Origin of the sequence: Streptomyces sp. NPDC015661, assembly GCF_043077765.1 — a bacterium.
Classification (GTDB): domain Bacteria; phylum Actinomycetota; class Actinomycetes; order Streptomycetales; family Streptomycetaceae; genus Streptomyces.
This window is the reverse complement of record NZ_JBIBST010000009.1, coordinates 116,558-132,671: the sequence shown is the minus strand read 5'-3', so window position 1 is coordinate 132,671 and position 16,114 is coordinate 116,558. Positions and strand designations below refer to the sequence as shown.

At 72.6% G+C, this 16,114-nt stretch carries 16 protein-coding genes; 4 read left to right on the top strand and 12 right to left on the bottom strand.

What is annotated here, in order from left to right; translation table 11 throughout:
- Positions 1–27 precede the first annotated feature (27 nt).
- The 6 genes from ACF07V_RS24870 to zapE form a co-directional block, all read right to left on the bottom strand.
- Positions 28–891 carry a polysaccharide deacetylase family protein gene (locus tag ACF07V_RS24870; RefSeq protein WP_392157631.1) on the bottom strand — a complete coding sequence of 288 codons (864 nt, stop codon included), beginning with the start codon at positions 889–891 and terminating at the stop codon, positions 28–30.
- A gap of 367 nt (positions 892–1,258) precedes the next feature.
- On the bottom strand, positions 1,259–2,137 hold the full coding sequence (locus ACF07V_RS24865) for a PPK2 family polyphosphate kinase (protein ID WP_392157260.1): 879 nt from the start codon (positions 2,135–2,137) through the stop codon (positions 1,259–1,261).
- On the bottom strand, positions 2,082–3,503 hold the full coding sequence (locus ACF07V_RS24860; protein ID WP_392157258.1) for a nucleobase:cation symporter-2 family protein: 1,422 nt from the start codon (positions 3,501–3,503) through the stop codon (positions 2,082–2,084). The genes ACF07V_RS24865 and ACF07V_RS24860 overlap by 56 nt, the downstream gene beginning before the upstream one ends.
- Positions 3,504–3,596: 93 nt before the next feature.
- On the bottom strand, positions 3,597–4,961 hold the full coding sequence (locus ACF07V_RS24855) for an alkaline phosphatase PhoX (RefSeq protein ID WP_392157256.1): 1,365 nt from the start codon (positions 4,959–4,961) through the stop codon (positions 3,597–3,599).
- A gap of 136 nt (positions 4,962–5,097) precedes the next feature.
- Complete coding sequence (locus ACF07V_RS24850; RefSeq protein WP_116158292.1) at positions 5,098–5,523, bottom strand: OsmC family protein; 426 nt, start codon at positions 5,521–5,523, stop codon at positions 5,098–5,100.
- A gap of 33 nt (positions 5,524–5,556) precedes the next feature.
- Complete coding sequence (gene zapE / locus ACF07V_RS24845; RefSeq protein WP_392157255.1) at positions 5,557–6,642, bottom strand: cell division protein ZapE; 1,086 nt, start codon at positions 6,640–6,642, stop codon at positions 5,557–5,559.
- A 36-nt stretch (positions 6,643–6,678) separates the two neighbouring features.
- Here zapE and ACF07V_RS24840 point away from each other — a divergent pair, with 36 nt between their 5' ends.
- From ACF07V_RS24840 to msrB, 4 genes are all read left to right on the top strand, one after another.
- Positions 6,679–7,485, top strand: a complete 807-nt coding sequence (locus ACF07V_RS24840; protein WP_392157253.1) for a pyrimidine reductase family protein — start codon at positions 6,679–6,681, stop codon at positions 7,483–7,485.
- A 106-nt stretch (positions 7,486–7,591) separates the two neighbouring features.
- Positions 7,592–8,062, top strand: a complete 471-nt coding sequence (locus tag ACF07V_RS24835; protein ID WP_392157251.1) for an indole-3-glycerol phosphate synthase — start codon at positions 7,592–7,594, stop codon at positions 8,060–8,062.
- 128 nt (positions 8,063–8,190) lie between these two features.
- Positions 8,191–9,588 (top strand): UDP-N-acetylmuramate--L-alanine ligase, encoded by a 1,398-nt coding sequence (murC, locus tag ACF07V_RS24830; RefSeq protein ID WP_392157250.1) that lies wholly within the window; start codon positions 8,191–8,193, stop codon positions 9,586–9,588.
- Between the two features lie 15 nt (positions 9,589–9,603).
- Entirely contained in the window at positions 9,604–10,008 is a 405-nt protein-coding gene (gene msrB, locus ACF07V_RS24825; protein ID WP_392157248.1) for a peptide-methionine (R)-S-oxide reductase MsrB, read from the top strand.
- A 27-nt stretch (positions 10,009–10,035) separates the two neighbouring features.
- On the opposite strand, the gene ACF07V_RS24820 is transcribed toward msrB, so the two are convergent.
- From ACF07V_RS24820 to ACF07V_RS24795, 6 genes are all read right to left on the bottom strand, one after another.
- Positions 10,036–10,455: a hypothetical protein gene (locus ACF07V_RS24820; RefSeq protein WP_392157247.1), complete on the bottom strand. Its 420-nt coding sequence runs from the start codon at positions 10,453–10,455 to the stop codon at positions 10,036–10,038.
- A gap of 577 nt (positions 10,456–11,032) precedes the next feature.
- Positions 11,033–11,578 (bottom strand): hypothetical protein, encoded by a 546-nt coding sequence (locus ACF07V_RS24815; protein WP_392157246.1) that lies wholly within the window; start codon positions 11,576–11,578, stop codon positions 11,033–11,035.
- A gap of 23 nt (positions 11,579–11,601) precedes the next feature.
- Complete coding sequence (locus tag ACF07V_RS24810; RefSeq protein ID WP_392157244.1) at positions 11,602–12,312, bottom strand: vWA domain-containing protein; 711 nt, start codon at positions 12,310–12,312, stop codon at positions 11,602–11,604.
- Between the two features lie 16 nt (positions 12,313–12,328).
- Positions 12,329–13,495 carry a lipopolysaccharide kinase InaA family protein gene (locus tag ACF07V_RS24805; protein ID WP_392157243.1) on the bottom strand — a complete coding sequence of 389 codons (1,167 nt, stop codon included), beginning with the start codon at positions 13,493–13,495 and terminating at the stop codon, positions 12,329–12,331.
- A complete protein-coding gene (locus ACF07V_RS24800) occupies positions 13,492–14,865 on the bottom strand; it encodes a serine/threonine protein phosphatase (RefSeq protein WP_392157241.1) in 1,374 nt (457 codons plus the stop codon). The genes ACF07V_RS24805 and ACF07V_RS24800 overlap by 4 nt, the downstream gene beginning before the upstream one ends.
- Complete coding sequence (locus ACF07V_RS24795; protein ID WP_392157239.1) at positions 14,865–16,091, bottom strand: hypothetical protein; 1,227 nt, start codon at positions 16,089–16,091, stop codon at positions 14,865–14,867. Before ACF07V_RS24795 ends, ACF07V_RS24800 begins: the two co-directional genes overlap by 1 nt.
- Between the last annotated feature and the right edge of the window lie 23 nt (positions 16,092–16,114).

Genomic DNA, 16,114 nt, shown 5'->3' with positions numbered 1-16,114 from the left:
GGACCCTGGGGGGTGTCCGGACACCCCCTAGCGGCTCATGAGCTCCGAGACCTTCACGAAGCGGTAGCCGCGCGCGCGGAGCTCCGGGACGATCCGGCGGATCGCCTGCTCGGTCACGGGGGCCGCGCTGCGCGTGCAGTGCATGACGACGAGCGAACCGGGCTTCACCCCGTCGAGGACCTGCTCGGCGACGGCGTCCGCGTCCTTCGCGAAGGCGTCGCCGCTGACCACGTCCCACTGGATCGCGGTGACCCCGGCGGGCGCGAGGGCGCGCAGGGCCGCGTCGTCGTAGCAGCCGCCGGGGAAGCGGAAGTACGGGACGACGTTGATGGCGCCGGCGTCCCGGAAGGAGTCGAAGGCGCGCTGCACGTCGGAGGCCATGTCGGGCCCGGGGACGGTCGGCAGGCCGTAGCAGGGGGACGCGAAGGCGTAGTGGCTGTAGGAGTGGTTGGCGATCTCGAAGCGCGGGTCGCCGCCGATGGACTTCGCCTGGTCCGGGTACTCCTCCGCCCAGCGGCCGGTCATGAACACGGTCGCGTCCACCTTGAGCCGGCGCAGGGTCGCGATGAGCTCGGGGTTGTCGAAGTGCTCGCCGCGCGCGGCCCGGGGGCCCTGATCGGCCGTCATGTCGGCGTCGAAGGTGAGCGCGACGACCTTCTCGGTGCCGTTCGCGCGGCGCGTGTAGACGGGGGTGAGGCCGCCGGGCCCGGGGGCCATCGTGGGCGGGGCGGCGGGGACGCGCGCGGGCTTCGCGCCGGGGGCGGCGGCGCTGGCCTTCGGTGCGGGGCTCTCGACGACGGCCGCCTTCGGCTCGGGCTTCGGCGCCGGGACGGGGGCGGCGCCGCTGCCGCAGCCGACGAGGGCGGCGCCCAGAAGACCAAGCGCCGCCATTTTTCGTACAGAAGTGTTCACGATCGGAAGTTATCCGATCAAAGTGCTTAACGCTCGCGACTCGACAGCGGCAGCACCCGAGTCCACGCGCTGAGCTGACGCACCAGCGCGTGGGCGTGCGCTGCCCGCTCACGGCGCAAAGGCAGGACGAGCAGGGCGGGAACGAAGGCGAGGGTGACGAGGGGGCGGGGGCAGGGTGGCGACGAGAACGATCAGGGCGCGCTGGGCCCATCGGAGCGTACGCACGGGGTTCCTTCCGGCCCTTCTCGACCGTCTGCTCACCGCGATGGCCCAACAGGGCGGACCCGACGCCCTCGACCCCACCATGACGAGATCCCTGGCGCAGGCCATCGCCCGCCGGCGCCGCTCACGAGGCCAGTAGCCGCGCCCGGCACTCCTCCACGTCGAAGTCCCCCGGCGGGTACTTCGGGTCCAGTGCCTCCAGGTGCTCGAGGAGCAGCTTGCTGATCGCCCAGTTGCGGTACCACTTGCGGTCCGCCGGGACCAGGTACCAGGGGGCCTCGTCCGTCGTGCAGCGTTCCAGGGCGATCTCGTACGCCTGCCGGTACGCGGGCCACAGCGCCCGCTCCTCGATGTCGCCCGGGTTGAACTTCCAGTGCCTGTCGGGGTCGTCCAGGCGCTTGAGGAGCCGGGCGCGCTGTTCCTCGTACGAGAGGTGGAGGAAGACCTTGACCACGGTCACCCCGTCCTCGACGAGGGACTTCTCGAAGCGGTTGATCTGGCCGTAGCGGCGGCCGACCTGACGGCGCGGGACCAGCCCGCGCACGCGGGCGATGAGGACGTCCTCGTACTGCGAGCGGTCGAAGATGCCGATCTCGCCCGGCTGGGGGAGCGCCCTCATGATCCGCCAGAGGAAGGGGTGGTTCTGCTCCTCCCGCGTCGGCGCCTTGAACGCGCGGATCCGGCAGCCGGACGGGTTGAAGAGGCCGATGACGTGCTTGACCGTGCCGCCCTTGCCGCTGGTGTCCATGCCCTGGAGGACGAGGAGCAGGCGCCGCCGGTCCCCGGCGGTGCTCGCCGCGTACAGGCGTTCCTGGAGTTCGGCGAGGCGGGGCCCGAGCGCGGCGGTGGCGGCGAGGCCCGCCGCCTTGTCGGCGGGGCCGACGGGGGTCGCCGAGGCGTCGTACGCCGTGAGGTCGACCCGGTCGCCCTCCGGGATGCGGAGGACCTCACGCAGTACGGGTTCGGGGGCCGTCCGCTTCTTCTTGCCGCGCTTTTTCGCCACCGCCGGCCCCTTCCGCCGTACCGCTCGTCCTCTCCCGATCCTGCGTCGGAACGCGGGCCCCCGCACCCGCGCGCCTGCCGGGCGTGTGGTGGAAGAGGAGGTTCAGGAGGAAGGCGGCGAGGGCCGCGCTGGTGATGCCGCTGCCGAGGATGATCCGGGACCAGGCGGGGAAGCCGTCGTAGATCCCGTCGGCGACCTCCGGCAGCAGGCCGACGCCGAGCGCGACCGCCGCGATCGTCAGGTTGTGGCCCTGGTCCAGGTCGACCCGGCGCAGGGTGTTCACGCCGACCATGGTGACCGTCGCGAAGAGCACGAGGCCGGCGGCGCCGACGACGGGTCCTGGCAGGGCGGCGACGACGGCGCCGAGCCGGGGGAGGAGGCCGAGGACGACGAGGATGCCGCCCGCGACGGCGGTGACGTACCGGCTGGCGACCTTGGTGATGCCGATGAGGCCGACGTTCTGGGTGAAGACCGTGTCCATGAACGCGTTCATCGCCCCGCCGAGGACCCCGGAGAGCCCGTCGGCCGCCAGACCGCGTGCCAGGTCCTCGTCCGTGACCGGGCGGCCGGTGGCCTCGCCGACCGCGATCATGGAGGCGGTCGACTCGGTGAAGATCACCAGCATCACCACGCACATCGCGATGACGGCGGTCGGCGGGAACTGCGGCGCCCCGAAGTGGAAGGGGGCCGCGAGGCCCGCCCAGTCGGTGCCGGAGACCCGGGAGAAGTCGGTGAGCCCGAGGGGCACGGCGGCCAGGGTGCCGAGCACGAGCGCGAGCAGGATGCCGACCTGGCCGAGGAAACCGCGGGTGAAACGGGTGAAGAGGACGATGAAGAGCAGGACCCCGGCCGCGAGCGCCAGGCGTTCGCCGGACGCGTGGTCGGGGGCCTTCGGGTCGTTCCCGGTGATCAGTCCGGCCGCGACCCCGATGAGGGAGAGTCCGACGACGGTGATGACGGTGCCGCTGACGAGCGGCGGGAAGAACCGTACGAGCCGGGCGAAGGGCACCGCCACCAGCAGCCCGAAGAGTCCGGCCGCCAGCATCGAGCCGTAGACGGCCCGCATGCCGTACTCCTGCTCGATCAGGATCATCGGGGTCACGCCGGCGAAGGTGGCGCCGGTGACGACCGGCAGCCGGATGCCGAGGATCCGGCCGACCCCGAGGCTCTGGACCAGGGTGACGAGGCCGGCGATCAGCAGGTCGGCGTTGATGAGCAGCGCGATGGCCGCCGGGTCGAGTCCGGCCGCGCCGCCGAAGACCAGCGGGACGGTGACGCAGCCGGTGTACATGATGAGGACGTGCTGCGCGCCGAGGGCGGCGAGCCGCCCGAACGGTGGCCGTCGGTCAATGGGGTGAAGGGTCACCCGGGCATTCACGCAAGCGCTCGTTGACGGTGTGGGGCCGCCGCGCTACGTGCGTGTAACGCGCGTAGCGCGACCGCCGGTCCCTCCGTCAGGTCAGCACTCCCACGGCCCCGTCACCGCGAACGTCGTCCCCGGCGTGTAGCAGTTGACGTACATCGTGCTCCGGTCCGGGGAGAACGTGACGCCCGCGAACTCGCCCCACTCCGGGGCCTCGGGGGTGCCGATGTTCTGGGCGCCCCGGGCCACCGCGTACACCTCGCCCGCCGCGCTCACTCCGAAGACGTGCTGCGCCCCGTCGCCGTCCTCGCAGACCATCAGGCCTCCGGTCGGCGCCAGACAGATGTTGTCCGGGGACTCGCCGGGGAGCTGCACGTCGGTGCTCGGACCGAAGACCACGACGAGGGTGAGCCGGCGCTTGTGCGGTTCGTACTTCCACACCTGGCCGAAGTGCGTGGCCGCCGAGCCGTCCTTGGCCCGCGCGAAGGAGGACACGAAGTAGACGGCCCGCCCGCCCCAGTAACAGCCCTCCAGCTTCTGCGCGTGGGTGATGCCCCGGGGCCCGAAGTCCTGGTGCCGGATGGAGGTCGACGTGGCCGACGGGTCCGGTACGGGGACCCATTCGATGCCGTCGAAGCGGGCGCCGGTCTCCTGGACGACGGAGAGGTCGGGCACGCCGGGCACCCGCATGGCCTCCAGGGCGCCGCCCGCGCGCAGCGACCCGGTGCCGCCGAGCGGCTTCTCCGGAAGGAAGCGGTAGAAGAGGCCGAAGGGCCGTTCGAAGGCGTCCTCCGTCTCGTACACGATGCCGCTCGCCGGGTCGACGGCGATCGCCTCGTGCTGGAAGCGGCCCATCGCGGTGAGCGGGACGGCTCCGGTGCGGTGCGGGTCGGCGCCGTCGACCTCGAAGATGAAGCCGTGGTCCTTGGTGTAGCCGTTCGTGCCGGCCCGGTCCTCGGTTTCCTCGCAGGTCAGCCAGGTGTTCCAGGGGGTGGGCCCGCCGGCGCAGTTGACGGCGGTCCCGGCGATGGCGACCCGCTCGCCGAGGACGTTGTTGCGGCCGTCGAGTTCGAGGACCGTGCAGCCGCCCTTGCCGGCGGGGTCGTACGTGAGGCCGGGGACGGTGGGGACGGCGATCTTCCCGGTGACCCGGTTCTCGTGGTTGCGGACGAGGTGCACCCGGCCGCGGCGGCCGGCGAAGGCGCCCATGCCGTCGTGGTTGCTGGGGACGGGGCCCTCGCCGGAGCGGAGCGGGTCGCCCTGCCGGGAGAGCACCCGGTAGCGGAAGCCGGCCGGGAGGTCGAGGAGACCGTCCGGATCGGGTACGAGGGGCCCGTAGCCGGCCGTTCGGGGCGCGGCGCTCGCGCTGCCGGCGAAGAGTTCGGAGAGGGCGCCCGTGAAGGCGATCCCGGCGACGGACGCGCCGGTGCGGGAGAGGATCTGACGTCGTGTTGCGGACATGAGGCAAACCACTTTTCCTGTTGGCGGACAGGTGTGTGATGTGACGTGTGACCCGCATGTGTGTATCACGCACCCTCGTGGTGCGTGAACCATGCGGGCCACAACTGCCTCGCGTGGCGCCCGTTCTGACCTGGTGTCAGGCCAGTTCGGCGGTGAGGGTGATCGTCGTGCCCGTGAGCGCCTGGCTGACCGGGCAGTTCTTCTTGGCGTCCTCGGCGAGCGCCTGGAACTCGTCCGCGTCCAGGCCGGAGACCGTGCCGCGCACGGTCAGGTGGATGCCCGTGATGCCCTCGCCCGGCTGGAACGTGACGTCGGCCTTCGTCTCCAGCCGCTCGGGCGCGTGGCCCGCCTTGGCCAGACCGTTCGAGAAGGCCATCGAGAAGCAGGAGGAGTGCGCCGCGGCGATGAGCTCCTCGGGGCTCGTCTTCCCGTTGGGCTCCTCCGACCGGGCCGGCCAGGAGACGTCGTACGAGCCGAGACCGGAGGAGTCGAGGGTGACGACGCCGGAGCCCTTGAGGAGGTCGCCCTGCCAGATGGTGTGGGCGTGACGCACGGTGGCCATGTGGATCCCTTTCGATCGGGTACGGCCCCCAAGCTACTGCGCCACGAGCCCCTTCGCGTCGCGGGCGAGCGCGGTGAGCCGGGAGATCGCCCGGAAGTACTTCTTGCGGTAGCCGCCGTTCAGCATCTCGTCGCTGAAGAGCTTGTCGAAGGGGAGTCCGGAGGCGAGCACGGGTATCTCGCGGTCGTACAGACGGTCGGCGAGGACCACGAGCCGCAGGGCGGTCGACTGGTCGGGGACCGGCTGGACGTCGGTGAGGCAGACGGCGCCGAGGTCGTCCGTGAGGGCGCCGTACCGGCTCGGGTGAACCCTGGCCAGGTGTTCGAGCAGGTGTGGGAAGTCGTCGAGGGAGGCGCCCGGCGTGGCGTACGCGGTCTCGGTGACCACCTGGTCGGAGTACGGGGACGGGGCCTCGGGCAGGCCGCGGTGGCGGTAGTCCTCGCCGTCGATCCGCAGCGGCCGGAAGTGCGCCGAGAGGCCCTGGATCTCGCGGAGGAAGTCGGCGGCGGCGAAACGGCCCTCGCCGAGCTTGCCCGGAAGCGTGTTCGAGGTGGCGGCGAGGGCCACGCCCGACTCGACGAGCTTGCCGAGGAGGCTGGAGACGAGGACGGTGTCGCCCGGGTCGTCGAGCTCGAACTCGTCGATGCAGAGGAGACGGTGTCCGCTCAGCGTCTTCACGGTCTGCTGGAAGCCGAGCGCGCCGACCAGGTTGGTCAGCTCGACGAAGGTGCCGAATGCTTTCAGCGCGGGCTCCGCGGGGGTCGCGTGCCACAGCGAGGCCAGCAGGTGGGTCTTGCCGACGCCGTACCCGCCGTCCAGGTAGACCCCGCGCGGGCCGCTCGGTGCGGCCGGCTTCTTCGCGAACCAGCGGCGCTTGCCGGCGCCGGTGGCGTGCGCCCCGCCGAGGCCCTCGGCGAAGGTGCTCAGGGCCTTGACGGCGTCCGTCTGGCTCGGCTGGTTCGGGTCGGGGAGGTACGTGTCGAAGCGTACGGAGTCGAAGCGCGGCGGCGGCACCATCTCCGCGACGAGACGGTCGGCGGGGACGTGGGGCTCTCGGGAGCAGAGCGAGAGCGGGGCAGCTTCGGGAGCAGCCGCTTCGGTGAGGGCACGGGTCGACACAGTTCCCCACTGTAAGCGCCGTGTCAGACTTCGATCATGCGCCAGCTCTTCCCTGTGACGGACATGACAGCCCCCGCCGCCGACCGGGAGTGGTCGCTCGACGCTCTCGCCGACGCCTACGCGTATCCGGAGGGCGTCGGCGGGGCCGGGGTTGGGGGCGGGGACGGGGCCGCGCGTGAGGGCTCGTGGCTGCGGGCCAACATGGTCTCCTCGCTCGACGGGGCCGGCCAGCACGAGGGGCGCTCCCAGCCGCTCTCCTCCGAGACGGACATGCGGATCTTCGGCGTCCTGCGCGGGCTCGCCGACGTGGTCGTGGTGGGTGCGGAAACGGTCCGCCTGGAGGGCTACCGCCCGGCACGCGCGCGTGAGGCCTTCGCGGCCCGCCGGGCCGCCGCCGGACAGGGCCCGGCGCCGGTGATCGCCGTGGTCAGCGCCTCCCTGAACCTCGACTTCTCGCTGCCGCTCTTCACGGAGCCGCTGACGCCGACCCTGGTGCTCACGGGAGCCACGGCGCCCGCCGAGCGGATCGCGGCCGCCCGGGCGGCGGGCGCCGTGGTGCTGACCGCGGGCGACGGGCCCGGCGTGGAGCCGGCCCGCGCGGTGGCGGCGCTCGCGGAGCGCGGGCTCCGCCGTCAGCTGACCGAGGGCGGACCCCGGCTGCTCGGCCAGTTCGTGGCGGCGGGAGTCCTCGACGAGCTGTGTCTGACGGTCTCGCCGACGATGACGGCGGGTGACGCCCAACGGATCGCCGGAGGCCCTTCGGTGGCCGTCCCGACACGCTTCCAGGTGGCTTCCGTGCTGGAGCAGGACGGCTTCCTCTTCACCCGCTACCGTCGGATCTGACAATCGGCGGAATTTGTCGTTCCGCTTAGCGTCCGCTGGGCAGACTTACTGTCGCAGTCCCCGTGCGGGCACGGGGAAGGATGGTTTCCGCAGAAGGGCTCCTGAGGTGTTCACAAGCGTTCTCATGATCGAGAAGCCCCTGACGTCCGTCGACGTGGAATTCGTCACCACCCTGCACGGCGAAGAGGACGTGTCCTTCATCGTTCTCATGCAGCCGCGTGGTGACCAGGCCGATGTACTGCTGCGTGCCATCGACGACGTCGCCATGGGCGAACTGAAGGAAGCCGCCCGGGAGGGCGACGAACCGGAGGGCAAGGAGGCCCGGCCGCTGGCCGAGCAGGCCCTGGAGGTCTCGCTCCGGGCCCTGAGAGCGGCCGGCTGCGAAGCGGTCGGCCAGGTCGTCGAGGACCACCCGCTCGACAAGATGAAGGCGGTGGTCGACGGGTCGGAGGCGGACGAGGTGATCGTTCTCACCGCCCCGCACTACGTGGAGGAGTTCTTCCACCGCGACTGGGCCTCCCGGGCCCGCCACAAGGTCGGGGTCCCCGTCCTGAAGCTCTTCGCCCACAGCGAGTAGCGGCACGGCCGGGTCCGCGCCCCGTGCAGGGGGCGCGGACCCGGAGCCGCTGCGCCCCGCCGGGCAAGGGCACGGTGAGCCACTAGGCTGGGGGCTTCCAGAACCACACACCCCGGGGAGAGATCCGCATGGCACCCGCCATCCCTGCCGCCATGGAACGGCCGCACTTCATCGGCATCGGCGGTGCCGGAATGTCGGGCATCGCGAAGATCCTCGCCCAGCGCGGCGCCAAGGTCGCCGGCAGCGACGCCAAGGAGTCCGCGACCGCCGAGTCGCTGCGCGCCCTCGGCGCCACCGTGCACATCGGCCACGCCGCCGAGCACCTCGCCGACGACGCCTCCGCCGTGGTCGTCTCCAGCGCCATCCGCGCCGACAACCCCGAGCTGGCCCGCGCCGCCGAGCTCGGCATCCCCGTCGTCCACCGCTCCGACGCGCTCGCCTCCCTCATGGACGGCCTGCGCGCGATCGCCGTCGCCGGCACGCACGGCAAGACGACCACCACCTCCATGCTGGCCGTCGCCCTCACCGAGCTCGGCCTCGACCCCTCGTACGCCATCGGCGGCGACCTCGCGGGCCCCGGCACGAACGCCCGGCACGGCGCCGGCGAGGTCTTCGTCGCCGAGGCCGACGAGAGCGACCGCAGCTTCCAGAAGTACGACCCCGAGGTCGCGATCGTCCTCAACGTCGAGCTGGACCACCACGCGAACTACGCCTCCATGGACGAGATCTACGAGTCCTTCGAGGCCTTCACCGCCAAGATCCGCCCCGGCGGCACCCTCGTCGTCGGCGAGCACGCGGGCGCCCGCGAGCTGGCCCGCCGCGTCGCGGACCGCGACGGCCTGGAGATCGTCACCGTCGGCGAGTCCGCCGACTCCGACGCCCGCATCCTGAAGATCGTCCCGAACGGGATGAAGAGCGAGGTGACGGTCCTCCTCGACGGCGTCGAGCACACCTTCACCGTCTCCGTCCCCGGCCGCCACTACGCCCACAACGCCGCCGCGGCCCTCGCCGCCGGCGCCCGCGTCGGCATCGACCCGGCCGAGCTCGCCCAGGCGCTCACCGCCTACACCGGCGTCGGCCGCCGCCTCCAGCTCAAGGGCGAGGCCAAGGGTGTCCAGGTCATCGACTCGTACGCGCACCACCCCACCGAGATGACCGCCGACCTGGAGGCCATGCGCGGCGCCGCCGGGGCCGCCCGCCTCCTCGTCGTCTTCCAGCCGCACCTCTTCTCCCGCACCCAGGAACTGGGCAAGGAGATGGGCGACGCGCTGGCCCTCGCGGACGCCTCCGTGGTCCTCGACATCTACCCGGCCCGCGAGGACCCGATCCCCGGCGTCACCAGCGAGCTGATCATCGCGGCGGCCGAGCGGGCCGGCGCCGCCGTCACGGCCGTCCGTGCCGTCGACATGGCCACCGTTCCCGAGGTCATCGCGGGAATGGCCGGCCCCGGCGACCTCGTTCTCACGATGGGCGCGGGTGACGTCACGGACCTCGGTCCGAAGATCCTCGCCCGCCTGTCGAACTGAGGGAGTGGACGAACGATGGCGTACGAGGTCGAGAAGTCGGACGAGGAGTGGCAGGCCCAGCTGAGCCCGTCGGAGTACCAGGTGCTCCGGCTCGCCGGCACGGAGCCCGCCTTCCGCGGTGAGTACACGGACACCACGGCCAAGGGTGTCTACTCCTGCCGCGCCTGCGGCGCGGAGCTCTTCACCTCGAACGAGAAGTTCGAGTCGCACTGCGGCTGGCCGTCCTTCTTCGATCCGAAGGACAGCTCCGCCGTCGAGCTGATCGCCGACACCTCCCACGGCATGATCCGCACCGAGGTCCGCTGTGCCCGCTGCGGCTCGCACCTGGGCCACGTCTTCGAGGGCGAGGGCTACCCGACCCCGACGGACCAGCGGTACTGCATCAACTCGATCTCGCTGCGGCTGGAGCCGACGGAGTAGGGGCCTTCACCACGGGGCGCGAGGGGCTCAGCTCGGATTCGGTTCCGGGGTGAGCTCCTCGCGGCCGATTCGGGTGCCCGACTTGTAGACGGTCACCGTGCCGTCGCGGATCACATAGCGGTACGGGCTGTTCGTCGCCTCGTAGCCGTCGCTCGTCGCCTTCGCCTTCATGGCGATGCCCGGCTCCCGCTGGTCGCTGAACTCGCCGAAGTAGAAGAGCTTCCCCGAGCCCGTGCGGCAGAGCGTGATCTGCTTGTTCTTCGTACGGAAGGCCTTGACGAGCTCGGCGCCGTCGCCGTCCGGGAGCTCGGCCGCGATGCGGGACGGGCAGGAGGCGGCCTTGCTGCTCGGACGGGTCGTCGGCTCGGAGTCGTCCGGGCTCAGGGAGTCGAGCATCCCGGAGCAGCTGTTGGCGAGGAACCCGACGAGCAGGATGGCACCGGCCACGCCCAGACATCCCGTCCCGCAGCCCTTCCCCTTCGGCTTCGGGGGCCGGCTCGGCGGCGTGTACACGGGACGGGGGGCCGTGGGCCGAGGGGGCGGGGGCGGCGTCGCCGCGGGCGGGGTGTACGTCGGGGTGTAGCCGCCCGAGGCCGGCGGCGGGTAGAAGACGCCCGTGGGACGGGACCCGGTGGACCCCGTACGCGGTGGCGTCGGGGTGGTCGGGGGCGTCCGGCGGGGGGTCGGCCGCTTCGGGGCCGGCTTGGGCGCGGCCTTCTTGGCGGGGGCCGGCTTCGGGGTGGCCTTCTTGGCGGGGGCCGGCCGGGGCGTGGACCTCGGCGGCGTGGTGCCCGAGGACGACGTACCCGAGGCGGCCGGTTTGGGCGGAGTGCGCTTGGGTGTGGGGCGCTTCGCCGCCGGACGCGGGGGTGCGGCGGGCGGCGGCAGCGTCGTACGACGGGTCGACCCGCAGGTCGTACAGGCCTTGTCCCCCGCCCCGTTGTTGCTGTCGCAGTCCGCGCATCGCCAGTTGGCCGAGCCAGCCACCCCTGTCGTCCCTCTCTCCGCCGTCCGTCGTCCGGTGTCAGTTGTCGCCGATGTCGGGGCGTGCCATCACGTCCCGGAACAGTTCCTCCGAGCGCCGCCCGACCGGGTTGACGATCCAGTCACGCCCCGACGTCACCCGCTCCAGGACCGCCTCGGTGGAGCCCGACCCCGAATCCGACCCCGAATCCGAAGCCGATCTCGACGCCGAAGCCGAGCCCGAAGCCGAAGCGGGCGCGGGTGCGGGCGCCGGCGTGGCCGTGGCCACGGGTACGGCCACGGCCGCGGGGGCCGGGCCCCCGTGCCTCTTCGTCCCGGAGGCCGGGTGGTCCGGGATCGAATGCTCGGTCCAGAGCGCGTCGACGAACCGCTGGGCGTCCTCAAGGCGGCCCGGAGGCACCTCCGCGCGCAGGGCGAGCGCCGACTCGGTCGGCGCGCCGCCCAGGAAGGCGAACTCGAAGACGAGCCGCTGGCCCTCCCGGTCGTCCGAGGGGTGCAGCGAGGCCGAGACGCAGTGCGCCGACTGCACCTCGAAGACGCCGCCGCCGGGCCAGGAGAACTCCAGGCCCGCCGGCGTCGACCGCACGCGGAAACCGTCCCAGGACAGGATCACAGGCTGTTCGCGATCGTCTCGATGATCTCGTCCATCTCGAACTCCTCCAGGCCCTCGCCCGCCTTGGAGGCGAAGTGCAGGGTGAGGTCCCACTCCTCGGCGATCGGGTCCGACCAGGGGGCCTCCTCCGGGGCGAAGAGCACCAGGCGCTTGGCGGACTGCTCCATCACCGAGGTCTGGCTGCGCGCGTACCCCCACTGCTCGAACAGGTCGTCCAGGCTGCGCGGGATGTGCCGGGGGTAGGTGTGGGTGTCGGCGCCGACCGTGCCGAGGGCGTGGGCGGGAGCGTCGGTGAACATCACGATGACATGGCGGCGCCGGTCGAGCCCGGTCTCCCAGGGGGAGTTGATCGCCAGGGCGAGGGCTTCGAGGCCGGACTCCGGGATGTCGCCGCCGCCCGTCGCGTCGATCGCGGCGACGAACTGCTCGAACTCCCGCGCCTGGGCCGGGAGCTGGAGGAAGTCGGTCTCCTCGATGGCGTTGGACGGATCGTCGCCGAAGTCACGGAAGGCGATGACCTTCAGCCGCAGCTGGCTGATGGACTTGCCCTTCTTCGCCATGACGTCGTCGAGCCGCTGGTGGAACTGGAGGGCGCTCGACTTCACGGTGTCGAGGACGGGGTACATGCTGCCGGTCGCGTCGATGCAGAGGGCGATGTCGACGGCGTACTGCAGATTGCCCTGGTACTGGCCGTGGGCGTCGGTCATGAAGGCTTCTCCTCTGTCAGGGGGTGCGGCGGTCGCCGCCGCGGCCACCGAGGTTGATACGGACCCGGGACGCGCCCGGAGCGGGGGCGGGTGCGGACGGTGGTGCGGGGGTCGGCTCCGGTGCCGGCGGGGAAGGCGGGGTCGCCTCGGCGGGCGGCGGCGTGGGTGCCGGCCGCCCCTTTCGCGCCCCGAACCGCACCCGGCTGGTCTTCGCCGTCGGCGTGGGCCCGGGCGTCGGGATCGGTGCCGGCGGCTTGGTGGTGCCCGGTGCCGTCGTGCCCGGCCTGCGGTGCTGGAGCGTGCACACCCCGGAGTCGGCGAGCGTCTCCAGGAAGACGCCGATGCCGGGGCGTACGCGGGGATCGGCGGCCGTCATCCGGCGCAGCAGGCCGAGCAGTTCGTCGGAGAGCCGCGGGTCGAGCCGGAGTTCCTCCCCGGCGTTCACCGCGTCCGACGGAGAGCCGAACCGGGCGTCGTGCGAGGGGAGTTCACCCGTCACGTACAGATGGGTCATCAGACCGAGCGCGAAGATGTCGACGGCGCAGGTGAGGTCCTTCGGGCCGGTCGCCCCGTCGTCCTGGAGGTACCGGCGCCACTCCGGCGCGCCGTACGCCGAGTCGCCGGAGATGTCCTCCGGCTTCGGCGGGGCCCCGGACTCGTAGGAGTCGTCGAAGTCGATCAGCTTGGCGACGTGGAAGGCGGCGCCCTCGCGCTTCTGGATCAGGACGTTCAGCGGCTTGAGGTCGCCGTGCACGATCCCGAACTCGTGCAGCATCTTCAGGCTGGCGCCGAGCGTCTTGAGCAGGACCGCCTTCTGGTTCGGTTCCAGCGCCTGCGGCCGGTCCAGGGTGGAGGTGTCGATCCGCTCCGTGACCTTGTAGTAGGTGCTGCCCTCGTGGAAGAAGTCCACGGCGAGCACGATGTTGCCGCCGTCGAGCCGGTCCGAGCGCAGCCGCTTCATGATCGTGCGGTGCCGGTCCTCGAACTCCCGGGCGACCTCGCGGCGGATCCGTACGCTCTTGGAGTCGGCGGCGTCGTCCTTGGGGCGCTTGGGCTCCAGGAACTGCTTGATGAAGTACTGCCGGCCGTCCCGCTCCGCGAAGGCCCAGATGCACTTGCCCCCGTTGGCGTTGGTGGGGTCGGTGACGATGCGGTAGCCCGCGATCGTGTCGCCCTTCTTCATCGGTGCTCCTCGGATGCGGGCGGCAGATGGGTCTCGTAGCCGCAGCGGTACGCCTGCCAGCTCTGGTCCTGCCAGGCGCGGATGCGGGCGTGGGTCTCGCGCGGGTCCGCCGGGGCCGTGCCCGGTGCTCCCGCTTCGCCCGGGCGGGCGGGGGTGCGGTCCAGGACGGCCGGGCGGTCCCGCTGAAGGAGTTCGGTCAGTTCCCGGTAGCGCCGTTCGAAGGCGTCGCGCAGCGCCCGGAAGTCCGGGTGGCCGAGGGCGACCAGGGCGAGCGAGGCGTCGTCCCCCGTGTACCCCTGCACCTCGCGGCGCAGCAGGTCGGCCCATTCGGACTCGTCGCCCGACTTCCCGAGGGTGCTCAGCAGCAGGTGCTCGAAGTCGGCGGGCGTGTCGACGTAGCCGAAGTACCCGTCGGTCGCGGCGACCAGCACGCACGGCAGCTCGAAGGCGGCGAGGTCGTGCGTGTCGACGGTGAACTCGCGGTCCGCGCAGACCACGTTGGTCATCGGCGGGTCGGTGCGGAGCAGTTCCAGGGCGTCGCTCTCGCGCGTGTGGTCCCGGGTGAGGACGTGCAGCCCGCCCGTCTCGGTGAGCACGTACGCGCGTGAGTCGCCCGCCCACAGGGGCCGCAGCTCGACCCTCCAGTCGGTCTTGCGCACCTGGTAGTGGACCGCCGCCAGGGTGGTGGGCAGCTGGCGGCGCATGGTGCCGCCGATCTTGCTGCGCCGCTGCGGGGCCTTGGCCAGGAACCACGACAGGTACTCGTGCAGGCTCTCCGGGCCGAGGGGTTCGTTGTCCTGGGCGACCTCGCGGAACCAGCAGTCCGTGGCGAGCCGGGCGATCCGGGCGCCGACCCAGGCCCCGGTGTGCGAGACGCCGTCCGCGTCCTGCCAGACGGGGGCCGCGCCCGCGCCGCCGGAGCCGTCGAACACGGCGAGCAGGCCCTGGTCGGTGCCCCAGTGGTGGGCGACGAAGGGCTCGGCGTCCTCGCCGTGACCGGGGACGCGCTCGGTCCACACCGAGAGCGCCTGGACGCCGCGCGCGGTGCCCTCGGTCGACCAGATGGCCTGGGGCGGCAGCGCCGGCCGCTCCGGGGAGGCCCCCGGCACGGCGGTGTCCGCGGCGGTCCCGGGGGCCGCCGGAAGCGGCGGGCCCACGACGCCCGCCGAGGCCGACGGCTGCCGCGGCGCGCCGGGCGAGGGCGGCGCGGCCGGGGGCGGCGGCGGTCCGAGCGGCGCCACCGGGGGCGGCGGTCCGGGGGGTCCCGGGGGCGGCGGCGGCCCGGCCGGCCCCAGGGGCGGCTGCCCGGCACCGTGCGGGTGCGGGTGCGAGGAGACGGCGTGCCGGGCCCTGCGCTCGTGGTCGGCCATCAGTGCTCCTTGTCGTGTCCGCGGCCGGGGGTGTCACGCTTGGCGGTGTCCCGTGTGGTGGTGCCCCGCACCCTGCTGACCCGGGGCGGCGGGGGATCCGCCGGAGCCTCGGCGGGACGGGCCGCCGGCGGGGTGTACCCAGGAGACCCGTCGCCGCCCGTGGGGCGGGCGCCGCGGCGGCCCGGCAGCGGCTCGTCCTCGGGCGGCCCGGAAGGCGGCCCGGACGGCGGCCCCGAAGGCGGCCCGGAGCGGGGCCGGGACCGCGGTCGGTCCTCCCGGATCACCTCGCCCCGCAGCCGCCTGGGCCCGGGCTCCTCGTAGGAGGGTTCCGGGGCCGGCTCCGGAGCGGGTTCGATGGCGCGCGCCAGGGAGCCGCGCAGCCTGCCGCGCCGGGCGGCGCCGTCGAAGAGGCCGTCGCTCTCGCGCAGCACCTCCTCCAGGACGGTGCGCTCCAGTTCGGCCTGCTCGAAGGGTTCGCGGTCGGCGTCGCCGCGCTCCAGGACGAGGCGCATGATCTCGCGCTTCACCTCGCGCTTCTCGGCCTCGTTCTTCTCGATCCAGGTGAGCGCGGCCCGTGGCCCCTCCTTCTCCATGATCTCGGCGATCAGACCGTCGAGGCCCTCCTCGCGGATCATGTCGAGGTGGCGTCCGCGCCGCATGCCGGCGAGCCGGGTCTCCCGTACGACGTCCCGGAACTCACGTCCGCTGGTGGTGATCTCGTCCTCGTCGACGAGGAGTTCGACCTGTACGTTCCGCAGGCGTACCGCGTCGTCCCCGGTGAAGCCGGTCACCGCCGTGTTCAACGCCCGCTCGGCCTGGTGGAATTCGGCGATGTCGTACTCCCGCGCGACCTCGCGGAGCGTCTTGCGGAGGTGGCCGAAGAGCGCGCCGCTCATGTCCCGGATGCCGCGGGCCACCACCTGCGCCGGGTCCGCGACCCGGCAGACCAGGTCGACCCGGCTGCGGAAGGAGAAGGTGGGGTCACGGCTGAGCAGCGGGATGTCCAGGATCAGCCGGTGCTCGGTCAGGTCGACGGTGAACATGCCGCTGTAGGCGCCGAAGCGCGACGACGGGATCTCCTCGCCGCTGCGGATCGTCAGCGACGAGCCGCTCTCCCGCACCAGGACGATCGCGCGCCCCGGCTCCGGCGGCCGGACCGGCTTCGTCAGCCGCCACTTGGGCAGCTCCTCGAAGGACAGCACCGGGTCGTAGGTCTGCTCCTCCACGGGTTCCTCCCTTCTCCTCGTCG

Coding starts and splice junctions, on each gene's coding strand:
- ACF07V_RS24805 (WP_392157243.1), bottom strand. CDS start 13,495: ATGAAGAAGGGCGACACGATCGCGGGCTACCGCATCGTCACCGACCCC.
- ACF07V_RS24840 (WP_392157253.1), top strand. CDS start 6,679: ATGCGCCAGCTCTTCCCTGTGACGGACATGACAGCCCCCGCCGCCGAC.
- ACF07V_RS24810 (WP_392157244.1), bottom strand. CDS start 12,312: ATGACCGACGCCCACGGCCAGTACCAGGGCAATCTGCAGTACGCCGTC.
- ACF07V_RS24850 (WP_116158292.1), bottom strand. CDS start 5,523: ATGGCCACCGTGCGTCACGCCCACACCATCTGGCAGGGCGACCTCCTC.
- murC (WP_392157250.1), top strand. CDS start 8,191: ATGGCACCCGCCATCCCTGCCGCCATGGAACGGCCGCACTTCATCGGC.
- ACF07V_RS24870 (WP_392157631.1), bottom strand. CDS start 891: ATGGCGGCGCTTGGTCTTCTGGGCGCCGCCCTCGTCGGCTGCGGCAGC.
- msrB (WP_392157248.1), top strand. CDS start 9,604: ATGGCGTACGAGGTCGAGAAGTCGGACGAGGAGTGGCAGGCCCAGCTG.
- ACF07V_RS24855 (WP_392157256.1), bottom strand. CDS start 4,961: ATGTCCGCAACACGACGTCAGATCCTCTCCCGCACCGGCGCGTCCGTC.
- ACF07V_RS24800 (WP_392157241.1), bottom strand. CDS start 14,865: ATGGCCGACCACGAGCGCAGGGCCCGGCACGCCGTCTCCTCGCACCCG.